The sequence below is a fragment of the uncultured Sphingomonas sp. genome (genome assembly GCF_913778135.1).
Taxonomy (GTDB): Bacteria; Pseudomonadota; Alphaproteobacteria; order Sphingomonadales; family Sphingomonadaceae; genus Sphingomonas.
In genome coordinates this window covers 1-22,140 of record NZ_CAJYVU010000066.1, presented here as the reverse complement: position 1 = coordinate 22,140, position 22,140 = coordinate 1, and the positions used below count along the sequence as shown (strand labels likewise).

Annotated in this window: 26 protein-coding genes and 3 tRNA genes; 20 read left to right on the top strand and 9 right to left on the bottom strand. The window is 67.9% G+C overall.

Features of this window, described 5'->3' with window-relative positions; translation table 11 throughout:
- The 14 genes from QZ847_RS06930 to QZ847_RS06865 all read left to right on the top strand — a co-directional run.
- On the top strand, window positions 1-618 hold a 618-nt coding region (locus QZ847_RS06930), incomplete at its 5' end, for a type II secretion system F family protein (RefSeq protein WP_294354695.1).
- An 8-nt stretch (window positions 619-626) separates the two neighbouring features.
- The gene (gene gspG, locus QZ847_RS06925; RefSeq protein ID WP_294354693.1) at window positions 627-1,064 is read left to right on the top strand and encodes a type II secretion system major pseudopilin GspG; all 438 of its coding nucleotides are present in this window, start codon (window positions 627-629) and stop codon (window positions 1,062-1,064) included.
- Entirely contained in the window at window positions 1,039-1,551 is a 513-nt protein-coding gene (locus QZ847_RS06920) for a GspH/FimT family pseudopilin (RefSeq protein WP_294354691.1), read from the top strand. The genes gspG and QZ847_RS06920 overlap by 26 nt, the downstream gene beginning before the upstream one ends.
- Window positions 1,538-1,930 carry a type II secretion system minor pseudopilin GspI gene (gene gspI / locus QZ847_RS06915; protein ID WP_294354688.1) on the top strand — a complete coding sequence of 131 codons (393 nt, stop codon included), beginning with the start codon at window positions 1,538-1,540 and terminating at the stop codon, window positions 1,928-1,930. Before QZ847_RS06920 ends, gspI begins: the two co-directional genes overlap by 14 nt.
- Window positions 1,927-2,592: a type II secretion system minor pseudopilin GspJ gene (gspJ, locus tag QZ847_RS06910; protein WP_294354687.1), complete on the top strand. Its 666-nt coding sequence runs from the start codon at window positions 1,927-1,929 to the stop codon at window positions 2,590-2,592. Before gspI ends, gspJ begins: the two co-directional genes overlap by 4 nt.
- Window positions 2,579-3,547 carry a type II secretion system minor pseudopilin GspK gene (gene gspK / locus QZ847_RS06905; protein ID WP_294354684.1) on the top strand — a complete coding sequence of 323 codons (969 nt, stop codon included), beginning with the start codon at window positions 2,579-2,581 and terminating at the stop codon, window positions 3,545-3,547. The genes gspJ and gspK overlap by 14 nt, the downstream gene beginning before the upstream one ends.
- Window positions 3,544-4,641, top strand: coding sequence for a type II secretion system protein GspL (gspL, locus tag QZ847_RS06900; protein ID WP_294354681.1), 1,098 nt, complete (start codon window positions 3,544-3,546; stop codon window positions 4,639-4,641). The genes gspK and gspL overlap by 4 nt, the downstream gene beginning before the upstream one ends.
- Window positions 4,642-4,657: 16 nt before the next feature.
- Complete coding sequence (gene gspM, locus QZ847_RS06895) at window positions 4,658-5,134, top strand: type II secretion system protein GspM (RefSeq protein ID WP_093002709.1); 477 nt, start codon at window positions 4,658-4,660, stop codon at window positions 5,132-5,134.
- A complete protein-coding gene (gene gspN, locus QZ847_RS06890) occupies window positions 5,134-5,856 on the top strand; it encodes a type II secretion system protein N (RefSeq protein ID WP_294354674.1) in 723 nt (240 codons plus the stop codon). Before gspM ends, gspN begins: the two co-directional genes overlap by 1 nt.
- Window positions 5,857-5,919: 63 nt before the next feature.
- Window positions 5,920-5,996: transfer RNA gene (locus tag QZ847_RS06885), tRNA-His, on the top strand.
- Window positions 5,997-6,019: 23 nt separating this feature from the next.
- Complete coding sequence (locus QZ847_RS06880) at window positions 6,020-7,066, top strand: Glu/Leu/Phe/Val dehydrogenase dimerization domain-containing protein (RefSeq protein ID WP_294354671.1); 1,047 nt, start codon at window positions 6,020-6,022, stop codon at window positions 7,064-7,066.
- 46 nt (window positions 7,067-7,112) lie between these two features.
- On the top strand, window positions 7,113-7,838 hold the full coding sequence (gene ccmC, locus QZ847_RS06875) for a heme ABC transporter permease CcmC (protein ID WP_294354669.1): 726 nt from the start codon (window positions 7,113-7,115) through the stop codon (window positions 7,836-7,838).
- A gap of 97 nt (window positions 7,839-7,935) precedes the next feature.
- Complete coding sequence (gene ccmE / locus QZ847_RS06870) at window positions 7,936-8,370, top strand: cytochrome c maturation protein CcmE (RefSeq protein WP_294354666.1); 435 nt, start codon at window positions 7,936-7,938, stop codon at window positions 8,368-8,370.
- A gap of 19 nt (window positions 8,371-8,389) precedes the next feature.
- Window positions 8,390-9,040 carry a hypothetical protein gene (locus QZ847_RS06865; RefSeq protein ID WP_294354663.1) on the top strand — a complete coding sequence of 217 codons (651 nt, stop codon included), beginning with the start codon at window positions 8,390-8,392 and terminating at the stop codon, window positions 9,038-9,040.
- Between the two features lie 55 nt (window positions 9,041-9,095).
- Here the strand turns inward: QZ847_RS06865 and QZ847_RS06860 are convergent, their stop codons facing one another.
- Window positions 9,096-9,311 carry a DUF3072 domain-containing protein gene (locus QZ847_RS06860; RefSeq protein ID WP_294354660.1) on the bottom strand — a complete coding sequence of 72 codons (216 nt, stop codon included), beginning with the start codon at window positions 9,309-9,311 and terminating at the stop codon, window positions 9,096-9,098.
- Between the two features lie 168 nt (window positions 9,312-9,479).
- Between QZ847_RS06860 and QZ847_RS06855 the strand changes: the two genes are divergently transcribed.
- The 4 genes from QZ847_RS06855 to QZ847_RS06840 all read left to right on the top strand — a co-directional run bounded on the left by QZ847_RS06855 (window position 9,480) and on the right by QZ847_RS06840 (window position 12,481).
- Window positions 9,480-11,369 (top strand): potassium transporter Kup, encoded by a 1,890-nt coding sequence (locus tag QZ847_RS06855; protein WP_294354699.1) that lies wholly within the window; start codon window positions 9,480-9,482, stop codon window positions 11,367-11,369.
- On the top strand, window positions 11,366-11,902 hold the full coding sequence (locus QZ847_RS06850) for a 2'-5' RNA ligase family protein (protein WP_294354657.1): 537 nt from the start codon (window positions 11,366-11,368) through the stop codon (window positions 11,900-11,902). The genes QZ847_RS06855 and QZ847_RS06850 overlap by 4 nt, the downstream gene beginning before the upstream one ends.
- A 54-nt stretch (window positions 11,903-11,956) precedes the next feature.
- Window positions 11,957-12,033 (top strand) — tRNA-Met (locus tag QZ847_RS06845).
- A 43-nt stretch (window positions 12,034-12,076) separates the two neighbouring features.
- Entirely contained in the window at window positions 12,077-12,481 is a 405-nt protein-coding gene (locus QZ847_RS06840; RefSeq protein WP_294354655.1) for an HIRAN domain-containing protein, read from the top strand.
- A 56-nt stretch (window positions 12,482-12,537) separates the two neighbouring features.
- Here QZ847_RS06840 and rimO read toward each other — a convergent pair whose 3' ends face one another.
- Complete coding sequence (rimO, locus tag QZ847_RS06835) at window positions 12,538-13,869, bottom strand: 30S ribosomal protein S12 methylthiotransferase RimO (RefSeq protein WP_294354652.1); 1,332 nt, start codon at window positions 13,867-13,869, stop codon at window positions 12,538-12,540.
- A 50-nt stretch (window positions 13,870-13,919) separates the two neighbouring features.
- On the opposite strand from rimO, the gene QZ847_RS06830 reads away from it, so the two are divergent.
- Window positions 13,920-14,450 carry a DOMON-like domain-containing protein gene (locus QZ847_RS06830; RefSeq protein WP_294354649.1) on the top strand — a complete coding sequence of 177 codons (531 nt, stop codon included), beginning with the start codon at window positions 13,920-13,922 and terminating at the stop codon, window positions 14,448-14,450.
- Complete coding sequence (locus tag QZ847_RS06825; RefSeq protein ID WP_294354645.1) at window positions 14,447-15,643, top strand: DUF1343 domain-containing protein; 1,197 nt, start codon at window positions 14,447-14,449, stop codon at window positions 15,641-15,643. Before QZ847_RS06830 ends, QZ847_RS06825 begins: the two co-directional genes overlap by 4 nt.
- Here the strand turns inward: QZ847_RS06825 and QZ847_RS06820 are convergent.
- From QZ847_RS06820 to aroA, 7 genes are all read right to left on the bottom strand, one after another.
- Window positions 15,640-16,065, bottom strand: coding sequence for a DUF4112 domain-containing protein (locus QZ847_RS06820; RefSeq protein ID WP_294354640.1), 426 nt, complete (start codon window positions 16,063-16,065; stop codon window positions 15,640-15,642). The two genes, QZ847_RS06825 and QZ847_RS06820, sit on opposite strands and share 4 nt — an antisense overlap.
- Before the next feature lie 6 nt (window positions 16,066-16,071).
- Complete coding sequence (locus tag QZ847_RS06815; protein WP_294354638.1) at window positions 16,072-17,445, bottom strand: ABC transporter substrate-binding protein; 1,374 nt, start codon at window positions 17,443-17,445, stop codon at window positions 16,072-16,074.
- A 74-nt stretch (window positions 17,446-17,519) separates the two neighbouring features.
- Window positions 17,520-17,603, bottom strand: a tRNA-Leu gene (locus QZ847_RS06810).
- Between the two features lie 69 nt (window positions 17,604-17,672).
- Window positions 17,673-17,951 carry an integration host factor subunit beta gene (locus QZ847_RS06805; RefSeq protein WP_093003781.1) on the bottom strand — a complete coding sequence of 93 codons (279 nt, stop codon included), beginning with the start codon at window positions 17,949-17,951 and terminating at the stop codon, window positions 17,673-17,675.
- A gap of 165 nt (window positions 17,952-18,116) precedes the next feature.
- Window positions 18,117-19,823: a 30S ribosomal protein S1 gene (rpsA, locus tag QZ847_RS06800; RefSeq protein WP_294354636.1), complete on the bottom strand. Its 1,707-nt coding sequence runs from the start codon at window positions 19,821-19,823 to the stop codon at window positions 18,117-18,119.
- Window positions 19,824-20,090: 267 nt separating this feature from the next.
- A complete protein-coding gene (cmk, locus tag QZ847_RS06795) occupies window positions 20,091-20,717 on the bottom strand; it encodes a (d)CMP kinase (RefSeq protein WP_294354633.1) in 627 nt (208 codons plus the stop codon).
- Window positions 20,714-22,048: a 3-phosphoshikimate 1-carboxyvinyltransferase gene (aroA, locus tag QZ847_RS06790; protein WP_294354630.1), complete on the bottom strand. Its 1,335-nt coding sequence runs from the start codon at window positions 22,046-22,048 to the stop codon at window positions 20,714-20,716. Before aroA ends, cmk begins: the two co-directional genes overlap by 4 nt.
- Window positions 22,049-22,140 lie beyond the last annotated feature (92 nt).

Below are 22,140 nucleotides of genomic sequence, written 5' to 3'. Positions count from 1 at the left end.
ACCGTCGGGCAGGAGCTGCCGTTCCTGACGCGCATGGTGATCGCGCTGTCGGCGGCGATCACGGGTTACTGGTGGGCGATGCTGCTGGTGGTGGTGATGATCGGGCTGGGGGCTTGGGCAGCGCTTCGTCAGCCGCCGATCCGGTTGGCGTTCGATACCTGGCTGCTGCGCGTGCCGCTGGTCGGGCGGTTGCTGCGCGACCTGCACGCGGCGCGGATGGCGCGGACGCTGTCGACGATGGTGGCGAGCCGGTTGCCGCTGCTGGAAGGGCTGAACCTGACCGCGGGGACAATCCACAATCGGCGGCTGAAGGCGGCGTCGGACGAGATCACCGATGCGATCCGCGGCGGTGGCAGCCTGTCGGCGGCAATGCGGCGCACTGCGGTGTTCCCGCCGCTGCTGGTCTATCTGGCCGCGTCGGGCGAGGCGGCGGGGCGGCTGGACGAGATGCTGGAACGCGCAGCCGATTACATGGAGCGCGAGTTCGATCGCTTCACCGCGACCGCGCTGTCGCTGCTGGAGCCGCTGATCATCGTCATCATGGGCGGCATCGTCGCGACGATCGTGCTATCGATCCTGCTTCCGATCCTCCAGCTCAACACGCTCGCGGGACAGTGAGAGACATTATGCGTAACGAACAGAAGAAGCGCCGGAAAAAGAACGGCTTCACGCTTGTCGAGCTGATGGTGGTGATCGTCATCATCGGGCTGCTGGCGACGATCGTAGCGCTAAATGTGCTGCCGTCGGGCGACACCGCGCGGATCCAGAAGGCGAAGGCAGACATCGCGACGATCGAGCAGGGTTTGGAGATGTACCGGCTGCAGCAGGGCAGCTATCCGACGACGTCGCAGGGCTTGCAGGCGCTGGTGAGCGCACCCGCCGGCGCCGACGCGTCGCGCTATCAGGCCGGTGGGTATATTAAGCGCTTGCCCGAGGACCCGTGGAACCGGCCGTATCTGTATGCGTCGCCTGGGCAGCATGGTGCCGCGGATGTCTGGACGCTGGGGGCGGACGGCAAGGACGGCGGCGAGGGGATCAATGCCGATATCGGCAGCTGGCAGTAACGGCCACCCTCGCGCGGCACGGCCGGTAAACGGCTTCATGTCGGTGCTGCGCCCGGCCGAGCGTGGCTTCACGCTGATCGAGCTGATGGTCGTGGTTACGATCATCGGGCTGGCGTCGGCGGTGGCGGTGCTGGCGATGCCCGATCCGCGCGGACGGTTGATGGACGAGGCGGCGCGTTTTGCGACGCGGGTGCGCGCGGCGCACGACAGCGCGATCATCGATGCGCGGCCGGTCAGCGTGTGGGTGACGCCCTCGGGATATGGGTTCGACCAGTGGCGCGGCGGGCGCTGGACTGCGATGGTCGAGAAGCCGCTGCGGGTCGAGCGCTGGAGCCAGGGCACGGGCGCGACGGGCTTGGTGCGCGAGCGGGTGACGTTCGACACGACGGGGCTCGCGGACAAGTCGCTCAACGTGTCGCTCAGGCGCGACGGGACGAGTGCGAGCGTCGCGATCGCAGCGGATGGAAGCGTTCGTGTCGCGGGGTGATCAGCGCGACGGCGGATTTACGCTGATCGAGATCATGGTGGCGCTGGGGGTGTTCAGCCTGGCGGCGCTGGCACTGATTCGGTTGGAGGGCGCGACGATCCGGTCGACCGCGCTGCTGCAATCGACCCTGCACGCGCAGATCGTCGCCAGAAACGTGGCGGTTGAGGCGGTGAGCGACGTGCAGCCGCCGACGCGCGGGCGCGTGACGGGTGCGGAACAGAACGGCGGGCGCGCGTGGCGCTGGGTTCGCGACGTGCGCGCGATCGGCGACGGTGACGTGATGCGCGTCGACGTGGCGGTGGCGGACAGCCAGGGCGCGGTGCTGGGGCGTGCGACGATGATCCGGCCGCCGGGGCAAATGGCGAGCGTGCAGCAGTGAGAGACACGAGCGAGGCGGGCTTCACGCTGATCGAGGTCATGATCGCGCTGATGATCTTCGGCATGATCGCGGCGGCGGGCGTCGCGCTGCTGGCGTTCAGCGTGCGCGCGCAGGGCGCCTCGGGCGCGGCGCTGGACGATATTGGCGCGATCAACCGGCTGTCGTCGATCCTGACCGCCGATCTTGCTCAGGCGGTCGATCGGCCGACGCGGGATCAGAACGGAACGCGGCTGCCCGCCTTTACCGGCGGTGCGGGGCAGGTGCCGATGCTGCGGCTAGTGCGCGGCGGGTGGAGCAACATCGACCAGTCGCCGCGCGCGACGTTGCAGAAGGTCGAATATCAGCTGACCGCGGGTGGGATCGAGCGCGTCGGCTATCCTGCGCTTGACGGTGCGGCCCCGCTGCCCGCGGCGCTGATCGTCGAGGGCGTGCGCCAAGCGACGTGGCGCTTCCGCTATGCCGGTGCATGGAGCGATCGGTGGGAGGGCACGCCAATCGCCGCACTGCCGCAGGCGGCGGAGCTGACGCTGGTGCGCGAGAATGGCACCGCGTACCGCATGCTGTTCCTGGTCGGCACCGGCGCGCCGCGCCCGCGTCGCGCAGGCGCGCCCGGTACGCAGCCAAATCCCAATCCTACGCCGACGCCCAATGCGCCGCGATAGGGGCGAGCGCGGCGCGGCGCTGCTGACGGTGCTGTTGCTCGTCGCGGTAATCGCGGTGCTGGCGGCGACCGCGCTGGAGCGATTGCGCGTGTCGACGCGGCTGACCGCCAACGCGGGCGCGCTCGATGCCGCGCGCGGTTACGCTTATGCCGCGGAAACGCTGGCGACGACGCGGGTGACGAGTTTGCTCAGGCAAGCGGGCGACCGGGTCGCGCTGCTCGGCGGATGGAGCGATCGGCCGTTCGGGCTGCCGATCCCCGGCGGCGTGGCGACGGCGCGGGTGCGCGACGGGGGCAATTGCTTCAACCTCAACAGCCTGGTGGTCGAGGCTCCCGATGGCAGCTACGCGGCGAACAATCAGACGCTGCTGCAATTCCAGCGGCTGATCCGGTTGCTGCGCGTGCCCGGCGCCGAGGCGATCCCGGCGGCGGCGGCGGATTTCATCGACTCGGACGATGCGGCACTGCCGGGCGGGGCGGAGGATGGCGCCTATCGCGGATATCGCACCTCGGGCACGCTGATGGCGGACGTGAGCGAGTTGCGCGCGGTGTCAGGTGTGACGGCGGAGCAGTATCAGCTGCTCAGGCCGTGGCTGTGCACGCTGCCGACGGTCGATCGCGCGGTCATCAACGTCAATACGCTGCTGCCAGAACAGGCGCCGCTGCTGGCGATGCTGCTGGAGACGGGCGGGGGCGTCGAGGCGGCGCGCGGGGTGCTGCTCCGGCGGCCCGAACAGGGTTATGGATCGACCGATCCCGTGTGGAACGCGCTGTCGCTGGGCGGTGCTGGCACGCCGGCGATGGATGCGAAAGCGCAGACGGGGGTGAAGTCGGTGTGGTTTGCGCTAACGATCGACGTGGTCGCGAACGGCGCTGAATTGCACGAACAGGGCCTGATCGACGCGCGGACCCTTCCCGCGCGGCTCGTCTCGCGGCAATGGGGCGACGTAACATGACCGCGACGACGCTCCTTTTCGTGCCGCCTGCCGCGGATCAGCCGTGGCGCTGGTGGCGCATGCGCGATGACGTGCTCGACGAGGGCGAGGGCATGCCGCCTGTCGAGGCGGATGCGACCAATCCGGTGGTGGCGGTCGCGCCTGCCGACGCGGTGACGCTTCACTGGGCGGCGCTGCCCGCGAGGTCAGCGGCGCAGGCGGCCGCGGCGGCGCGGATTGTGGTGAGCGACGCGACCGCGACGCCGGGCGACCTCCACGTGGCGGTCGGGGTGGCGCGCGAGGGCGACGACGGCGAGGAACGTGCGATCGCGGTCGTCTCGCCCGAGCGGATGGCGGCGTGGCTCGCTGAGATGAACGTGCGCGGCATCGATCCGGTCGCGATGCTGCCAGCACCACTGCTGCTGCCAACACCCGAGGAGGGCTGGCTGCGCGGCGATGTGGCCGGACAGGCGGTGGTACGCGGTCGCTCGGCCGGGTTCGCCGACGAGGCGCGATTGACCGAACTGATCCTGGGCGACACCGAGCCGGTCGCGCTGGCACGCGACGAGGTGTGGCGGGCGGCGGCAGACGCGGCGGCCACGTGGCCGCTCGACCTCAGACAGGGACCGTTCGCGCGGCGGACACGGCGCGCGATCGACTGGGCGACGGTCAGGCGGCTGGGCCTGCTGGTCGCGGCGATCCTGCTGGCGACGCTGGCAATCGATCTGGTGCGGATTGCGCGCTACTCGCTGGGTGCGGACACGCTGGAGGCACGCGCGAATGCGGTGGCAAGGCAGGGATTGCCGCGCGGCGCCGGAGAAGGTGACGCGGCGCGGATGCTGGGCGAGCGGCTGTCGCGGCTGCGGGGGCCGGGGTCGGGGTTCAGCCGCACCGCGGCGGCGGTGTACCAGATCGTGCAGGCGGTGCCCGATAGCGAGGTGACCGCGCTTGATTTTCAGCCGACGGGTGCGCTGCGCGTATCCTTGTCAGTCGCGGGCGAAGGGCAGGCGAACAGCGTCAAGACGCAGCTGGAGCGGGCAGGATTTACCGTGACGAGCGGCGTGTTCCAGCAATCCGGTGGGCGGTTGACCGGCGATCTGACGGTCGCGCCGTGACGGGGGAGCAGGACGCATGAACGAATTGCGTGGATGGTTCACGGGGCGGTCTTTACGCGAGCGGCGACTGATCCTCGTCATGCTGGGGCTGCTGGCGGTGACGATCGTGTGGGGGCTGGTGATCCGCCCGGTGCGCAACGGGCTGTCGTCGACGCGCGAGCGCTACGCCGATGCGGTGGTGCGCGCCGGGAGCGCGGAGCGCGAACTGGCGGCGGTGAAATCGATTCAGCGACGGCAACTGCGCCCGGTGCAGCTGCCGCTCGCCGACGAGGTACGGACACGCGCCGAGGCGGCGGGGTTTGCGCTGGCGACGCTGGAGCCCGAGGCGAACGACCGCGTGCGTGCGTCGATCGCCACCGCCAAGGCGGGCGCGCTGATGGCGTGGATCGGCAATCTGGAAAACGACGGCGTGCTGGTCGACGGGCTGAGCGTGCGCGGCAACGGCGACGGCACGGTGACCGCGCAGATGACGCTGAAGGCGAGGGCGGCGTGATGCGGATACGGCTCGCGACCGATCGGCGTACGTTGTTCCTGGCGATGTTCGTCGCCGCGCTGCTGGTGCTGCTGCCGCTCAGGCTGGTGCTCGGCTGGGCGGGGCTCGACGATCAAGGGTTTGCCGCGCGCGAGGTGCGGGGCAGCGTGTGGTCCGGGCGGCTGACCGAGGCGCGCTTCGGCGATCTGGCGCTCGGCGACCTGAACGCGCGCGTCTCCCCGCTCGCGCTGCTGATCGGGCGCGCGCGCGTCGCGCTGGAAAGCCGGAGCGGTGACGCGGCGCAGACGCTGTCGGGAACGGTTGAACTGTCGCGCAACCGAGCGGGCGTGATCGGCGCGACGGGGCCGATCGAGCCGGGGGGCGCGTTCGCGCCGTTGCCGGTTACCGCGCTCAACCTGGACGAGGTGAGCGTGCGCTTCGTCGATGGCGCGTGCGAGGCGGCCGAGGGGCGCGTGCGGGCGGAGATTTCGGGCACGTTCCTTGGTGCGGCGCTGCCGGGCGCGGTGAGCGGGACGGCGCGGTGCGACGGCGGCGCACTGCTGCTGCCGCTGGTCAGTGCGGCGGGTACCGAGGGTGCGGCGCTGAGGCTGTGGGCAGACGGGCGTTACCGTGCCGAGCTGACGCTGGTGCCGAGCGACCCGGCGGTAGCGACGCGGCTCGACACCGCCGGGTTCGTCGCCAACGGTGCTGCGCGGATGCTGGCGATCGAGGGACGGTTCTGACGCAACCTGCACTTTGCCGGTTGACTGAATGTTGCGCGGGCGACTAATGCGCGGGCCTTCGCGGCGACCGTAGTTCAATTGGTTAGAGCGCCGGCTTGTGATGCCGGAAGTTGCGGGTTCAAGTCCCGTCGGTCGCCCCATCAATCTACCCGGCTGGAGCGTTATGGCGAACTGGGGTTTCCCTGATTTCGACGACCACGAGGGCGTCCACCTGTTCACCGATCCGGCGTCGGGGCTAAAGGCCGTGATTGCGGTTCACTCGACCGCGCTTGGGCCGGCAGCGGGCGGCGCGCGTTTCTGGCATTATGCCGACGAGGCGAGCGCGATCACCGACGCTCTGCGCCTGTCGCGCGGCATGAGCTACAAGAACGCCATGGCGGGGCTGGAGCTGGGCGGCGGCAAGGGCGTGATCCTGGCCGACAAGCCCGGCGCGGTCATCAGCGAGGCGCAGCTGCGCGCCTTCGGCCAGAAGGTCGAGTCGCTCGGCGGACGCTACGTCACGGCCGAGGACGTCGGTATGTCCGAAGCGCGCATGAAGGTGATCGCGGGCGAGACCAAGTACGTCTCGGGCCTGCCGGTCGCAGAAGGTGCGGCGGGCGGTGATCCGGGGCCGTACACGGCGCATGGCGTTTACCTGGGGGTCAAGGCGGCGGCGAAGCGCGGGCTCGGCAGTGACGACATGCGCGGCGTGCGCGTGGCGATCCAGGGTGTCGGCTCGGTCGGCGGCGGGCTCGCCAAGCTGCTGGCGAAGGATGGCGCGGTGCTGACCATCGCCGACGTCGATACCGCACGTGCAGAGCGGATGGCAGGCGAGCTGGGCGCGAAGACCGCGCCCGCCGACGAGATCCTGTTCGCCGATGCCGACATCGTCAGCCCCAACGCATTGGGTGCGATCCTGACCGAGCAGTCGATCGGGCGGTTGAAGGCGAAGATCGTCGCCGGCGGCGCGAACAACCAGCTCGCGACCGCGGCCGAAGGCAAGCGGTTGCACGACGCGGGCATCACCTACGCGCCCGATTACGTCATCAACGCGGGCGGCATCATCAACGTCGGGCTAGAGTATCTCGGCCACGGTGACGAGGCCGAAGTGATGGCGCGGATCGCGCGCATCCCCGAGCGGCTGCACCAGGTGTGGGACGAGAGCGAGGCGACGGGCGATCCCGCCGCCGAGGTGGCCGACCGCATGGCGCGTCGCCTGATCGGACGCTGAGCCCGAGTGCGTGACGCGGGCAGTCGGCTGATCTAACGGTAGCGACGTGCCCGCGCTCCACGCCTTTGCCAATCCTGCGCGTTTCCTGAAGATCGCGCGACCGCTGACGCCGGTGCTCTTCTGGCTTGGCGCCGCGTTGATCGTGTTCGGTTCCTTCGCGGGTCTGACCATGACGCCGCCCGATTACCTGCAGGGCGAAAGCGTTCGCATCATCTACCTGCACGTGCCCGCGGCTTGGCTGGGCATGGGCGGGTGGAGCGGTATTGCGCTGTCGAGCATCGCATTTCTGGTCTGGCGGCACCCATTGGCGGCCATCGCCGCGCGCGCAATTGCGGTGCCAGGGGCGGTGTTCGCCGCGATCTGCCTCGTCACCGGCGCGATCTGGGGGCGGCCGACCTGGGGGACGTACTGGCAGTGGGACGGGCGGCTGACGTCGATGCTGCTGCTGCTGTTCGTCTACCTCGGCTATATGGCGCTGTCGCGTGCCGACCGGGAGCGCGGCGGCGCGGGCGAGATACCGGCGTTGTACGGGATCGCCGGGTCGGTGCTGCTGCCGATCATCCGCTACTCGGTGGTGTGGTGGAACACGCTGCACCAAGGGCCGAGCATCGGGCTGACGCAATCGACGATCGACCGATCAATCCTGTGGCCGCTGCCGATCACGCTGATAGGGTTCACATTGCTGTTTGCCGCGATCGTGCTGATGCGGATGCGTGCACTGCTCGCGACCGCGAAGGCCGAGGCGCGGATGCGGCGGAGGGCGGCGGCATGAGCGCGTGGCCCTTCGTCTGGGCGGCGTACGGCGTGACGCTGGGCGGGGCGGCGGTGCTGTCGCTCGTCAGCTATCTCGCGATGCGGCGCGCGGAGAAGTGACCGCCAAGAACCAGCGGATCGCGCTCGCGGGAGCGGGCGTGCTCGCGATCGCGCTCGCGGCCGTACTGGCGCTGTCGGGGTTGAAGGACCAGGCGGCATTCTTCTACGCGCCGTCCGATGTTGCTGGTGGCCTGCCCGCGCCCGACAAGGCGGTGCGGCTGGGCGGCATGGTCGCGGATCACTCGATCCGGCGCGCATCCGATGGCGTGTCGATCGACTTCGTGGTGACCGACGGCAAGGCGACGACGCCGGTGCGCTTCACCGGCATCGCGCCCGACCTTTTTCGCGAGAAGTCCGGCGTGGTCGCGGAGGGGCATTTCAACCCGGACGGGTCGTTCACCGCGACCAATCTGCTCGCCAAGCACGACGAGAAGTATATGCCGCCCGAGATGAAGGGGCGGATGCACGAGACGAAGACGCTGGAGCAATGAGCAGGCGGCGGGATACGCAATGGGCTATCTGACGCTCGCGCTGCTGGGCGGTGCCGTGTTCGCGGCGCTGGTCGCGTTGCGGGTCGCGCGTCCATTATGGTCGTTGATCGGCGCGGCGTTGTTCCTGGGGGCGGCGGGATATGCGTGGCAAGGACGCCCGCTGTTGGCGAGCGCTGATGCGCGACCGCGCGTTGACGCATCGCCGATCGAGCCCGAGATGATCGCGCTGCGCGCCAGCCTGCTCGGCAGCTACACGCAGGATGCCGCCTATCTGATCGCGTCGGACGCGATGGCGCGCAGCGGCGACCCCAAGGCCGCGGCGGACGTGATGCTGGGCGCGGTGCGCAAGCTGCCTAACAGCTTTATCGCCTGGACCTGGCTCGGCACGACACTGGCGGGCGTAGGGGGGCAGGGAGCGAACGGCGGCGCCGCGCAAGTGCAACCGCCCGCGCTGCTGGCCTTCCGCCATGCCGCGCAGTTGGCGCCCGAGCACCCGGCTCCGCCGTTCTACGCCGGGCTGGCCTATGTCAGGGCAGGTGATTTCACGACGGCAAGGGCGTATTGGCGCCGCGCATTTGCGCTATCGCCGCAAGGGACCGACTACCGCCGCGAAATCGGCGTGCGGCTGATGCTGCTGGAACGACTGCTCGCCACCGGGACGGTGCGCTGAGCGACGCAGCCACGCCGGCGCGATCACGTCGGTGGCCGCGGCGAGCGTCACGGGCTTACTGCCCGCGGCCGGTCTTCGCCTGTAATTCGTCGATCTTCTTCGATGCCTCCGCCTTGGTTAGCGACTCGTCGAACTCCTCGTGCGCTTCCTCGCTCAGCGTCTTCAGATAGCTCGCCTGCGCGCCGGTCATCGCCTCGCCGCCGGTGGTCCAGTCATCGGGATCCTTCTCGGCGTTGCTGAAGGGTTCTGACTTGGGATTGGTATCGCTCATCGGGTAATCCTTTCGCGTGCTCGAACGCTCCATGTTCGCTTCCTGTTCCGCGTTGCGGGCGCATAGTGAGAGTGCTAGGCGCGGCGTCGATATGGGGACCAAAACGGACGCAGCCGTGACCTCGGGCCGATCGGCGCAGGCGTGAGCAACGGGGTCAGCGCCACGCCGGTGCAGCCGGGCGGGCTGCCGCATTCGCACGCGCGCGACGGGCTAGTGAAGCTGGCGGTCGGCGCGATCGGCGTCGTTTACGGCGATATCGGCACCAGCCCGCTATATTCGATGAAGGAGGTGTTCGTCGGACACCATCCGCTCGCGGTCGACCAACTTCACATCTTCGGCGTCGTCAGCCTGATGTTCTGGTCGCTGATGCTGATCGTCACCGTCAAATACGTGCTGATGATCCTGCGTGCCGACAACAACGGTGAGGGCGGGAGCCTAGCGCTGCTGGCACTAATCCAGCGGCAGTCGAAGTCGGGCAAACGCTGGGGCACCAGTCTTGTCATGTTGGGGGTGCTGGCGACCGCGCTGTTCTTCGGCGATTGCATGATCACACCCGCGATCTCGGTGCTTTCGGCTGTCGAGGGTCTGGCGACGGTCGAGCAGGGCTTTGACGCGTTCGTGCTGCCGATCGCGGTGACGATCATCATCGCGCTTTTCTACCTGCAATCGATCGGCACCGCGAAGGTCGGGCGGCTGTTCGGCCCGATCATGGGCGTCTATTTCGTCGTGCTGGCGGCGATGGGCGTGTATCACATCATCGCCCGCCCCGACATTCTATGGGCGCTCGATCCGTCATGGGCGGTCCGGTTCGCGCTGAACGACGGCAAGCTCGCGTTCCTGGCGCTCGGATCGGTCGTGCTGTGCGTGACGGGGGCCGAGGCGCTCTACGCCGATATGGGGCATTTTGGGCGGCGACCGATCTCGCTCGCGTGGCTGGTGTTCGTGTTCCCTGCGCTGATGATCAACTATCTCGGGCAGGGCGCACTGCTGCTGTCGACGCCGTCGGCGGCAGAAAATCCGTTCTTCCTGATGGCGCCGGAGGCGTGGCGTCTGCCACTCGTCATCCTGGCGACGATGGCGACCGTGATCGCGAGCCAGGCGGTCATCACCGGCGCCTATTCGGTCGTCCAGCAGGCGGTTCAGCTTGGGCTGATGCCGCGCATACGCATCGAGCATACCAGCGCGTCGGAGGCCGGGCAGATCTATATTCCCAGCGCGAACTGGGCGCTGCTGGTCATGGTGTTGCTGCTGATCTTCGGCTTCGGCGAATCGTCGAACCTGGCGGCCGCCTACGGCATCGCGGTGACGGGGACGATGTTCATTTCAACCTGCATGGTCGGCGTGCTGGTCTATCGTGTTTGGAAATGGCCGTTGTGGCTGGTGATCGCGTTCGAGGCGGTGTTCCTGACGATCGACGGGCTGTATTTCGCATCCAACCTGACAAAGGTGCCCGATGGCGGCTGGTTCCCGCTGCTGATCGCGAGCATCGTGTTCCTGCTGCTGACCACCTGGTCGACGGGGCGCAAGCTGATGCTGGAGCGGATGCGCGAGGCAGCCATGCCGATCAAGATCTTCATCGAGTCGGCAGCAAACTCGGCGACACGCGTGTCGGGTACGGCGGTGTTCATGACCTCGACGCCCGAGGGTGTGCCGCCGGCGTTACTGCATAATCTGAAGCACAATCGCGTGCTGCACGACCGTGTTATCCTGCTGACGGTCAAGGTGACCAACATCCCGTATTTCCCGGAAGCAGACCGCTTCCTGCACGAGGATTTGGGGCAGGGATTCCACCGCGTCGTGCTGCGTTACGGCTTCATGGAGGAACCCGACGTGCCCGCGCACCTGAAGGATTTCGATGGCTGCGGCGCGGAGTTCCGGATGATGGAGACGAGCTTTTTCCTGTCGCGCCAGACACTGCTCGCGTCCGAGCGGCCGGGCATGGCAGTCTGGCGCGAGAAGCTGTTCGCTTGGATGCTGCGCAACGCCGAAAGCGCGATGGAGTTCTTCCGCCTACCGACCAACCGCGTTGTCGAACTGGGTAGCCAGATCGAGATATGAACGGGACGGGTGAACAGGAAGGCGGAGTGAGCGCTCCGATCATTGTCACCGCGATCTTTGCGAAGCCCGATCAGGCGTGGTTCGACGCGCAGCGCCGCGCGCATTTCCCGCCGGAGCGCAACCAGCTCGACGCGCATCTGACGATGTTCCATCACCTGCCTCCAAGCTTGGCGGCGGAGGTGAAGCGGCGGTTGAACGCGGAAACGCGCGGCGTACCTGCGCCTGCTGTGCGGGTCGGTGGACTGTTCTCGCTGGGGAGGGGCGTCGCCTACCGGATCGAGAGCCCCGACCTGGTAGCGCTGCGTACGCGTCTGGCGGACGCGTTCATGGGGTTGCTGACGCCGCAGGATCAGGCCGGCTGGCGCCCGCACGTGACGATCCAGAACAAGGTCGAGCCGGCCGAGGCGAAGAAGACGCTGGCGACGTTGCAGGCGGGGTTCAGCCCCCGCGCCGTGCAGATCGCGGGGCTTGCCGCGTGGTGGTATCGCGGCGGTCCGTGGGAGCAATTGTCGGTGCACAAGTTCAGCGCTTGACGGCGTTTCGATGGCTGCTATAGCCCGCGCCTCGCAGACGCTCCGGTGCCTTATGGCGGAGTAGCTCAGCTGGTTAGAGCACGGGAATCATAATCCTGGGGTCGGGGGTTCAAGTCCCTCCTCCGCTACCATGCCGGAGCGTCTGCGAGTGTATCCTGACATCGTTGTGGCCGCGTGAAGGAGCTGACGCTCGCGATTGTCGGGATCGACTTTCCCAACAATGATCGCGCGCGGTCGAACCGCCGATCGGAGCTGATGCTGCTGGCACCCGGCGCGCCGATGGAGCTGGTGCTCGAGCCGCGTAATCCGGTCGACCCACAAGCAGTCGCTGTGTTCAGCCCTAGCGGGTTGCAGGTCGGCTATCTGAGCGCAGAGCGTGCGCCGTGGATCGGTGCGCGGATCAGGGCGGGCGACGAGGTGGTCGCTATAATGCAGGGCGTCGTGGGCGGCGCAGGGTACTTGCGCGTGCGGATCGGCGGTGGCGCGCCGACGCTGCCCGTTGCACGGGAGCGCGATGAGGAAGATGCGGGTGAGGTGGACTTCTGGCCCGATCCTGACGGGCCGGAGTTCGGCGCCTGACGCCTCGATTGCGCCCTGACCTGATCCACCAAACGGGATCAGGTCAGGAAGAACGGTCAGGCGGGTACGCCGTAGAGGTCGTGGTCGTCGGCGTCCTCGATCGTGACCGGCACGATATCGCCAAGCGTGAGGTGTCCGGCGTCGCGCAGCTGGACCTCGCCGTCGATTTCGGGCGCGTCGGCGTAGGAGCGGCCCGTCGCGCCCCCGCTCTCTGCGTCGACCGCGTCGATGATGACGTCGAGCGTGCGGCCAATCTTGCGCTGGAGCTTCGCGGCCGAGATCGCGGCGGTCTTCTCCATCACGCGGGCGTAGCGTTCTTCCTTGACTTCCTCGGGCACGTGGTCGGGCAGGAGGTTGGCGCTCGCGCCCTCGACGGGCTCGAAACGGAATGCGCCGACGCGGTCTAGCTGCGCTTCATCGAGCCAGTCGAGTAGATACTCGAAGTCGGCCTCGGTCTCGCCGGGAAAGCCGACGACGAAGGTCGAGCGGATCGCGATATCGGGGCAGATGTCACGCCACGCGCGGATGCGGTCTAGCACCTTGGCGTCATTCGCGGGCCGCTTCATGCGGCGCAGCACCGCGGGCGCGGCATGCTGGAACGGGATGTCGAGGTACGGGAGCACCAGCCCCTCCGCCATCAGCGGAATAACCTGATCAACGTGCGGATAGGGGTAGACGTAGTGGAGCCGCACCCAGGGCGCGATCTGGCCCAGTTCGCGCGCGAGCTCTGTCATGTGCGGCACGACCTCGCGGCCCTTCCACATGCGCGGTTCGCGGCGGATGTCGATGCCGTAAGCGCTGGTGTCCTGGCTGATGACGAGCAGCTCGCGCGTGCCCGCGGCGACCAGCTTCTCTGCCTCGCGCAGGATCGCGTCGGGGCGGCGGCTGACGAGGTCGCCGCGCAGGCTCGGGATGATGCAGAAGGAGCAGCGGTGATTGCAACCCTCCGAAATCTTCAGGTAGCTGTAGTGGCGCGGCGTGAGCTTCAGCCCGGCGTCGGGGATCAGGTCGACGTAGGGGCTGATCGAGGCAGGCGCGGCGGCATGGACCGCCTCCACCACCTGCTCGTACTCGTGCGCGCCGGTGATCGCGAGGACTTGGGGAAAGCGGGTGCGGATCGCCTCGGCTTCCTTGCCCATGCAGCCGGTAACGATGACGCGGCCGTTCTCCGCGATCGCCTCACCAATCGCCTCCAGGCTTTCTTCCTTGGCGGAATCGAGAAAGCCGCAGGTGTTGACCAGCACGACGTCCGCGCCCGAGTAATCGGCGCTCATCTGATAACCGTCGGCTCGGAGCTGGGTGAGGATGCGTTCGCTGTCGACCAGGTTCTTGGGACAGCCGAGCGACACCATGCCCACGCGGGGCGGGGAGGGAAGTTGCGTTGCCATGAGAGTGCGCGGACATAGCGATTTCCGCGGCAATTTCATAGAGTGCGGGGATGACGCGCTATTCGCTGGTACCGCACCCGGACCATCCGCCGCTCGGGGCTCGCGGTGTAGCCGTAGAGATGCGCGTCTCCGAGAAGGGTAAATTGCTGCTGACCTACGAGGTCGATGGTGATGAGGAGGTAGTCTGGCCTGACCGGGCGAGCCCCTTGCGCACCGATGGATTGTGGCAAACGACCTGTTTCGAGCTGTTCCTGATGTTCGACGACGAGGAGCATTACGTCGAGTTCAACTTCTCGCCCTCGTCCGCTTGGGCTGCCTACGCGTTCGACGGCTACCGGGACGGCATGGCGGACTTGCCGTGCGACCACGCGCCTCGGATCGACCGGATGGCTGACAGGGTCGAAGTCGAATGCGACATGAGCGGATTGCCGCACGGCGAGCTGCTGATGTCGTTGACCGCGGTGATCGAGGAAACGGGCGGGCGGCGGTCATTCTGGGCGCTCCAGCATCCGCCGGGGAGAGCCGACTTCCATCATCGCGATTGCTTTGCCGCTCGGCTGCCGTCACCAGCGGGTACATGAAGTTCGGGATCGATCGCCTGCTCGCCGACGCGAGCCTTCGCCGCCAGCTTGAGGGTCGCCGCGTTGCGCTGCTCGCGCACCCCGCGTCGGTGACCGCCGACCTGACGCACTCGCTCGACGCGCTGATCGCGGCGGGAGTGAACGTCTCGGCGGTGTTCGGGCCGCAGCACGGCGTGCGTGGCGATCTGCAGGACAATATGATGGAGTCGCCCGACTTCACCGATCCGACCTACGGCATGCCGGTGTTCAGCCTGTACGGTGAGGTTCGTCGGCCGACACCCGCGTCGATGGACACGTTCGACGTCGTGCTGATCGATCTGCAGGACGTGGGCTGCCGCATCTACACGTTCGTGACGACATTGCTTTACGTGCTGGAGGCAGCGGCCGAGCACGGCAAGGCGGTGTGGGTGCTCGATCGCCCAAACCCGGCGGGGCGGCCGATCGAGGGGCTGACGTTGCGCGAGGGCTGGGAGAGCTTCGTCGGAGCAGGGCCGATGCCGATGCGGCATGGGATGACGCTGGGCGAGCTGGGGCACTGGTTCATCGCGCACTACCGGCTCGACGTCGATTACCGCGTGGTGTCGATGGAGGGTTGGGCGCCAGACGCCGCGCCCGGATACGGCTCGCCCGAGACGCGGGTGTGGATCAACCCGAGCCCCAATGCGGCGAACGTCAACATGGCGCGTGCTTACGCCGGCACGGTGATGCTGGAAGGCACGACGCTGTCGGAAGGGCGGGGCACGACCCGGCCGCTCGAGCTGTTCGGCGCCCCCGACGTCGACGCGCGCGCGCTGATCGCGGAGATGCGCTCGCTTGCACCCGAGTGGCTGGAGGGGTGCAGCTTGCGCGACATCTGGTTCCAGCCGACGTTCCACAAACATGCGGGCGAGCTGTGTTCGGGCGTCTTCATCCATGCCGAGGGTGCGGCGTACGATCACGCGGCGTTCCGGCCATGGCGGTTGCAGGCGCTGGGGTTCAAGGCGCTGCGACGCATGCGCCCCGACTATCCGCTGTGGCGCGACTTTCCGTACGAGTATGAGTTCGACAAGCTGGCGATCGACGTCATCAACGGCGGGCCCAGCTTACGCGAATGGGTCGACGATGCCGGTTCGCAGCCGGGTGATCTCGACGCGCTGACGATCCCGGATGAGCGCGCCTGGGCAGAGGCGCGGGCGCCGTTCCTGCTCTATTAGCGGTCGAGCGTCACCGTGGCCGGGTGATGCTTGTCCAAGTGCCGCAGGATCTGCTTCAGGTTGCGCGTGTTCGAACGATAGTAAAGGTCGGCCGCGTCGCCGACGAAGGGCACCAGCCCGATCAGCGCGTCGAAGCCGACACGACCGGTCATCCGCATCAGCGCAATCTTGCTCATACCGAGATTGCGCGCTTCCCACACCAACCAGCCGCCGAGCGCCGCAGCGATCGCGTCGCCTGCGACCGGGATCAGCCCAAGCACGAAGTCTAGACCAACTCGACGATTGATGCCGGGGATGACGAACAATCCCTCAAGCATCTGCTCCATCGCGACCAGACGACGGCGGACCGAGGCGGGATCGCGACCGAGCGGAAGGTTGGCAGACACGAAGCCGGACGGGATGGCAGAGGGACGAACGCTCATGTTCGATCATTTGGTGTCGCGGCGCAGGTGGTTCAACGGATGCCACGCGCGCGCGTTCGCCTGCCACTGCACCAGCCGCACGGATACCAGCGACCAGCGGAACGGCCGAGCGAGCGGGATGAAGGCCGCGTCTGCCGTGAGCGCGGCGTCGGCGCGCGCGATCGTCGCCGCGCGCGCATCCGAGGTCGGTGCCACCCGCGCGTCCTCGATCGCCTGCTGTGCTTCCTCCGAGCACGCGACGCACGCCTCCGACAAATACCAGCGCGCGCTGTCATACGGTGCGACCAGATCGACGAGGCGCAGGTCGGCGGCGGGATCGTCGAGGGCGAGGCGAACCGGCCTGATGCCCATCGCGTAGAGGTCGGCGGCGAGCCGTATCCACAGCATCGTCCCGCCGGTTCCCGCGGGTAGCGCGAGCCCTAGCGTTGGCACGCCCGCCGTGAAGCGCCACGCGGCGACACGCGCGCGAAGCGCAGCCAGACGCTGCTCACGCGGCAGGGCGGCCCAGGCAGGCTGCACCGGTGGCGAGAGCGAGTCGAGCTGGTCGGGCAGCAGCGTCTCCGCTGGCGCCCAGTCGGGCGACACCGCGGCGACGAGGCCGGCGCGGTCGAACGCCGCGGCGAGTGCGGCGCGGGTGTCCGCGTCGGCGAGGAAGCCGTCACGCCGGAGGATGGCGAGTCCGAACAGACCCGCGGCGGGATCGATCCGCAGATTGGCGGTTGCGACGCCCGCGCGCTGGACGAGTGGCCAGTCGACAATCGTCCCGCCGCTGACCAGATCGGCCTGCTTGCTCGTGAAGCGCACGATCGCGCGGGCGGCACGTTCTCCGATCAGCCGGACGTTGTCCTCGGCGGTCGGGCCGTCGTCATCGGGATCGCGGTCGGGATCGTCGATGGGACGCAGCAGTGCCGCGTGCTCGCCCGGGGAGGCGGCGCGGAACGGGCCGGCACCGCCGCCTGAAGCGCTGCGAACGAGCGCGAGTTCGGGTTGCGCGAAGAGTTTAAGCAGGTCGGGCCGGGGCCGCGCCAGTTCGACCTCGATCACCTCCGGCGTCATTTCGACCACGTCGTCGATTGCGCTGAGGTACGGAGCGAGGCTGTTGCGAGTGCCGCGGGCGAGTTGCCGTTTGAGAAGATTGACGACCTGTGCGGCGCGGACCGGCTGGCCGTCGGCCCAGCGTGCCTCTCGCAGGCGGAAGATGAAGCTCGTGCCGTCGTCCGTGACGGTCCAGCGCTCCGCCAAGCCACCTTCGATCTGCCCCGCGGCATCGAAGCGGACCAACCCCTCGGCCACCGCGTCGGTCAGGACGCGATCGGGTGTCGACAGGTCACGGCGATCGGGACCGGCGAGTGCGGGTGCCTCTCCGATGACGCTGACCACGACCGGGCCGACATCGGCACGGCGATCGCATGAGGTAGTAAGCAGCAGCGCGGGCAGGCTCGCGCTTGCGATGATGGTGCGGACGGCGGGACTCGAACCCGCACGCCAAGGGCAGAAGATTTTAAGTCTCCAGCGTCTACCGATTCCGCCACGTCCGCGCATCAGCTTCGCGCTTGAGCGCGCTTCGGTAGCGCGCGTCAAGCAGGGAAGCGACGAGAGCGCGTCGATCAGACGTTCAGACGCTGGCGCATTTCCTTGCCGGGCTTGAAATAGGGCACGCGCTTTGCCGTCACGTCGACCGTCTCGCCGGTCCGCGGATTGCGTCCGGTACGCTCGTCACGCTGGCGGGTCGAGAAGGCGCCGAAGCCGCGCAGTTCGACGCGACCGTTCGCCGCCAGGCGATCGACGATCTGGTCGAAGAAAGTGGACACGATCGCCTCAACATCGCGCGGGGTGAGTTCCGGATTTTCTTCCGTGAGCCGGTTGACGAGTTCCGACCGAATCATTTGCTTCCCCACCATCGCAACACGCACCGCGCGTATACCGCGGCACGTGATTGATACAGATAAATACGCTTCCGCGATAGGACCGACGCAGTGCCATATCGGCAAACGAAAAGGGGCCGGCATGACCGACCCCTTCGCGTGCGTTGTTCCGCAAATGTCGAAGACTTACTTCTTCGAGTCGCGGGCCTTGAGCGCCTCGCCAAGAATGTCGCCAAGCGACGCGCCCGAGTCGGACGAACCGTACTGCGCCACAGCCTGCTTCTCCTCGGAGATCTGCATCGCCTTGATCGAGAAGGTCGGCTTCTTCGAACGGTCGAAACCGGTCACCATCGCGTCGAACTTCTGACCGACCTGGAAACGCTCCGGACGCTGCTCGTCGCGGTCGCGGCCGAGATCGGTGCGCTTGATGAAGCCGGTCGCGCCGTCGTCGCCCTGCTGCACTTCGAGGCCGGCGTCGCGGACCTCGAGTACGGTGACGGTGACGACCTGGTTCTTGCCCAGGCGGTCGCCAGCACCGGCCGAGACCGGACCGCCACGCTCGAGCTGCTTCATGCCGAGCGAGATGCGCTCCTTCTCCGAGTCGATGTCGAGCACGACCGCCTGAACGGTCTCACCCTTGCGGTGCAGGTTGAGCGCGTCCTCACCCGAAACACCCCAGGCGATATCCGACATGTGGACCATGCCGTCGACGTCGTTGTCGAGGCCGATGAACAGGCCGAACTCGGTCGCGTTCTTGACTTCGCCCTCGACGGTCGAGCCGACCGGGTGCGCGGCGGCGAATGCCTCCAACGGATTGGCCTGCGCCTGCTTGAGACCGAGCGAGATGCGGCGCTTCTCGGCGTCGACCTCGAGCACCACCACGTCGACTTCCTGCGAGGTCGAGACGATCTTGCCCGGGTGGACGTTCTTCTTGGTCCAAGACATTTCCGACACGTGAACCAGGCCCTCGATGCCCGGCTCCAGCTCGACGAACGCACCGTATTCGGTGATGTTGGTCACGCGGCCCGACAGCTTCGCACCGACCGGGTACTTGACGCCAGCGCCATCCCACGGATCGCTCTCGAGCTGCTTCATGCCGAGCGAGATGCGCTGCGTGTCCTTGTTGATGCGGATGATCTGCACCTTCACCGTGTCGCCGATGTTGATCATCTCCGACGGGTGCTGGACGCGCTTGTACGACAGGTCGGTGACGTGGAGCAGGCCGTCGATACCGCCCAGGTCAACGAACGCACCGTAGTCGGTGATGTTCTTGACGACGCCCTCGATAATCTGACCCTCGGCCAGGCTCTGAATCAGGCCCGAGCGCTGCTCGGCGCGGGTTTCCTCGAGCACGGCGCGGCGCGACACGACGATATTGCCGCGCTTGCGGTCCATCTTAAGGATCTGGAACGGCTGCGGAATGTCCATCAGCGGGGTGACGTCGCGCACCGGGCGGATGTCGACCTGCGAACCCGGCAGGAAGGCGACGGCGCCCGACAGATCGACCGTGAAGCCACCCTTGACGCGGCCGAAGATCGTGCCCTCGACGCGCGCGGTCTTCGCGAACTCGACCTCAAGCTTGTCCCAGGCGGCCTCGCGGCGGGCGCGGTCGCGGCTGAGCATTGCTTCGCCGTGCATGTTCTCGACGCGGTCGACGTACACCTCGACCTCGTCGCCGATCTTCAGCTCGGCCTTCTGGCCCGGCGCAGGCGCGAATTCGCGCAGCGGCACGCGGCCTTCGCTCTTCAGGCCGACGTCGATGACGGCCAGGTCGTTCTCGATGCCGGTAACGGTGCCGAGCACCACGCGGCCCTCGAAGCTGTCGGCGCCGCCGAACATGTCATCGAGCATTGCCGCGAAATCGTCGCGTGAGGGAGCTGCCGTAGAGGCCATAAATCCGTAAGTCCTAAACGTTGTCGTTTCCGGCCAAGCGGTTGGTTCCGCTGGTCTAGGGGGCAACCCCCAGGGCCAAAACACCACGCCGGCCCCATGCCGGACGCGGTATCCGCGCGCGCCGAGAGAGTGCAGAGACACAGAACGCTGGTGCGAAAAGGGCGCAGCATTTGCTGTAGCCGCGCCATGCCTCCGCGAAGCCTAAGCCCGTTGGACCGCGCGCCCTTAGCGGAAGCGCAGGGTAGAAGCAAGTATCGGCGGGGGTGATCAGCCCTGCGGGCGCCGCGCCTCGACGAGCGCGATTGCTTTGGCGACCGAGGCGTCAATCGACAGGAAGCTGGTATCGAGCAGCGCCGCGTCGGCGGCGGGGACAAGCGGGGCGGCCGAACGGCTGCTGTCGCGTTCGTCGCGCGCGCGGATGTCGGCGAGAACCTGGTCGTAGCTGACGCCGCTGCCGCGGTTTTTAAGTTCGGCATGGCGGCGCTGCGCACGGATCGTCGGGGTGGCGCGGACGAACAGCTTGGCGAGCGCGTCCGGCGCGATCACGGTTCCGATGTCGCGGCCGTCGAGCACTGCGCCGCCCTCCTGATGCGCGAAGCGCTTCTGTCGCTGGAGCAGCGCCGCGCGCACCAACGGGTGTGCCGAGACGACCGAGGCGAGCTGCCCGACATCATCGTCGCGCAGGGCCGGATCGGCGAGGGTCAGCTCGTCGAAGTCGCAGGCGGCGACGGCATCCGCCTCCTTTTCGGGGTCGAGTTCCATGCGACGGACGGTGGCGGCGACCGCGCGGTAGAGCAGTCCGGTGTCGAGGTGGGGCAGGTGATAGTGGCGAGCGAGCGCCTTGGCGATCGTGCCCTTGCCCGAGGCGGCGGGGCCGTCGACGGCGATGATCATGCGGCTTCTCCCGAAAGCTGCGCCAGTTGGTCGAAGAAAGTCGGATAGCTGGTCTGCACCGGCGACGCGTCGTCGAGCGTGATGGCGGCGCGCGCGTGAAGTGCGGCAACGGCCATGCTCATCGCGATGCGGTGATCGAGCCGGGTCGCGACCGTGCCGCCGCCGGGGATCGCGTCGCCGCCGCTGCCGTCGATCGACAGGCCGTCCTCGTGCTCGGTTACCGGTGCGCCGTTTGCCTCGAGCGCGGCGCGCATCGCGGCGATGCGATCGCTTTCTTTTACGCGCAGTTCGTCGGCGCCGCGCGCGACCGTGCGACCGGCGGCGAAGGCTGCGGCGACGAACAGCACCGGATATTCGTCGATCATCGACGGCGCGAGATCGTGCGGTACGGTGATGCCCTGCAAGGCGGCGTGGCGGACACGCAAGTCGGCGACCGGTTCCCCGCCGACGGTGCGCGGGTCCAACTCGGTGATGTCCGCGCCCATCATGCGCAGTGCGGTGACGAGGCCGGCGCGCGTCGGGTTCAGCCCGACATTCTCGATCACGACATCGCTGTCCGGCACGATCGACGCAGCGACCATCCAGAAGGCGGCGGACGAGGGATCGCCCGGCACGACGATCGACTGCGGACGCAGCTCCGCCTCGCCGGTAATCGAGATGACGCGGCCGCGGCTCGTCTCCTCGACCAGCACCTCGGCGCCGAAGCCCGCGAGCATCCGCTCGCTGTGGTCGCGCGTCGGCACCGGCTCGATCACGCGTGTGACACCGGGCGTGTTGAGCCCGGCGAGCAGCACGGCTGATTTCACCTGCGCCGAGGCGACGGGGAGTTCGTACTCGATCGGCACCGCGGGGCAGAGACCGCGCAGCATCAGCGGGAGGCGACCGCCGGGCGAGGCGGTGATGTCCGCGCCCATTCGCGTAAGCGGTGTGATAACGCGCTCCATCGGACGCTTCGACAACGAGGCGTCGCCGGTGAAGGTCGCGGTGATCGGATGCGAGGCGATCAGGCCCATCAGCAGCCGCGTCGACGTGCCCGAATTGCCCATGTCGAGCGCCGTCGCGGGTTGCAGCAATCCGCCGACGCCGACGCCGTTGATCGTCCACACGCCCGCCGCATCACGCTCGATCCGCGCGCCCATCGCACGTAGCGCCGACGCGGTCGCGAGCACGTCCTCTCCCTCCAGCAATCCCTCGACACGGCTTTCGCCGACCGCGAGCGCCGACAGCATCAGCGCGCGGTGACTGATCGACTTGTCGCCCGGAACACGGATACGCCCGACAAGGCGCGTGGCGGCGGGAACGGTCAGGGGGGAGGGTTCGGCATGCGACATGCGCGCCGCTTGCCAGCCGGGTTGTGCTATGGCAAGGCGCGCCCCACTTCGCAGGGCTTACCTGCAGAACCACCCATCCGAAAGGCTTTCAC

Excerpts from the sequence above, each read along its gene's own strand:
- QZ847_RS06830 (WP_294354649.1), top strand. The coding sequence starts at position 13,920 with ATGACGCGCTATTCGCTGGTACCGCACCCGGACCATCCGCCGCTCGGG.
- QZ847_RS06825 (WP_294354645.1), top strand. The coding sequence starts at position 14,447 with ATGAAGTTCGGGATCGATCGCCTGCTCGCCGACGCGAGCCTTCGCCGC.
- gspN (WP_294354674.1), top strand. The coding sequence starts at position 5,134 with ATGCGGATACGGCTCGCGACCGATCGGCGTACGTTGTTCCTGGCGATG.
- QZ847_RS06820 (WP_294354640.1), bottom strand. The coding sequence starts at position 16,065 with ATGAGCGTTCGTCCCTCTGCCATCCCGTCCGGCTTCGTGTCTGCCAAC.
- QZ847_RS06865 (WP_294354663.1), top strand. The coding sequence starts at position 8,390 with ATGGGCTATCTGACGCTCGCGCTGCTGGGCGGTGCCGTGTTCGCGGCG.
- QZ847_RS06850 (WP_294354657.1), top strand. The coding sequence starts at position 11,366 with ATGAACGGGACGGGTGAACAGGAAGGCGGAGTGAGCGCTCCGATCATT.
- gspK (WP_294354684.1), top strand. The coding sequence starts at position 2,579 with ATGCGCCGCGATAGGGGCGAGCGCGGCGCGGCGCTGCTGACGGTGCTG.
- QZ847_RS06860 (WP_294354660.1), bottom strand. The coding sequence starts at position 9,311 with ATGAGCGATACCAATCCCAAGTCAGAACCCTTCAGCAACGCCGAGAAG.
- rpsA (WP_294354636.1), bottom strand. The coding sequence starts at position 19,823 with ATGGCCTCTACGGCAGCTCCCTCACGCGACGATTTCGCGGCAATGCTC.
- gspL (WP_294354681.1), top strand. The coding sequence starts at position 3,544 with ATGACCGCGACGACGCTCCTTTTCGTGCCGCCTGCCGCGGATCAGCCG.
- QZ847_RS06880 (WP_294354671.1), top strand. The coding sequence starts at position 6,020 with ATGGCGAACTGGGGTTTCCCTGATTTCGACGACCACGAGGGCGTCCAC.
- rimO (WP_294354652.1), bottom strand. The coding sequence starts at position 13,869 with ATGGCAACGCAACTTCCCTCCCCGCCCCGCGTGGGCATGGTGTCGCTC.
- gspG (WP_294354693.1), top strand. The coding sequence starts at position 627 with ATGCGTAACGAACAGAAGAAGCGCCGGAAAAAGAACGGCTTCACGCTT.
- aroA (WP_294354630.1), bottom strand. The coding sequence starts at position 22,048 with ATGTCGCATGCCGAACCCTCCCCCCTGACCGTTCCCGCCGCCACGCGC.
- QZ847_RS06920 (WP_294354691.1), top strand. The coding sequence starts at position 1,039 with ATGCCGATATCGGCAGCTGGCAGTAACGGCCACCCTCGCGCGGCACGG.
- cmk (WP_294354633.1), bottom strand. The coding sequence starts at position 20,717 with ATGATCATCGCCGTCGACGGCCCCGCCGCCTCGGGCAAGGGCACGATC.
- gspM (WP_093002709.1), top strand. The coding sequence starts at position 4,658 with ATGAACGAATTGCGTGGATGGTTCACGGGGCGGTCTTTACGCGAGCGG.
- QZ847_RS06805 (WP_093003781.1), bottom strand. The coding sequence starts at position 17,951 with ATGATTCGGTCGGAACTCGTCAACCGGCTCACGGAAGAAAATCCGGAA.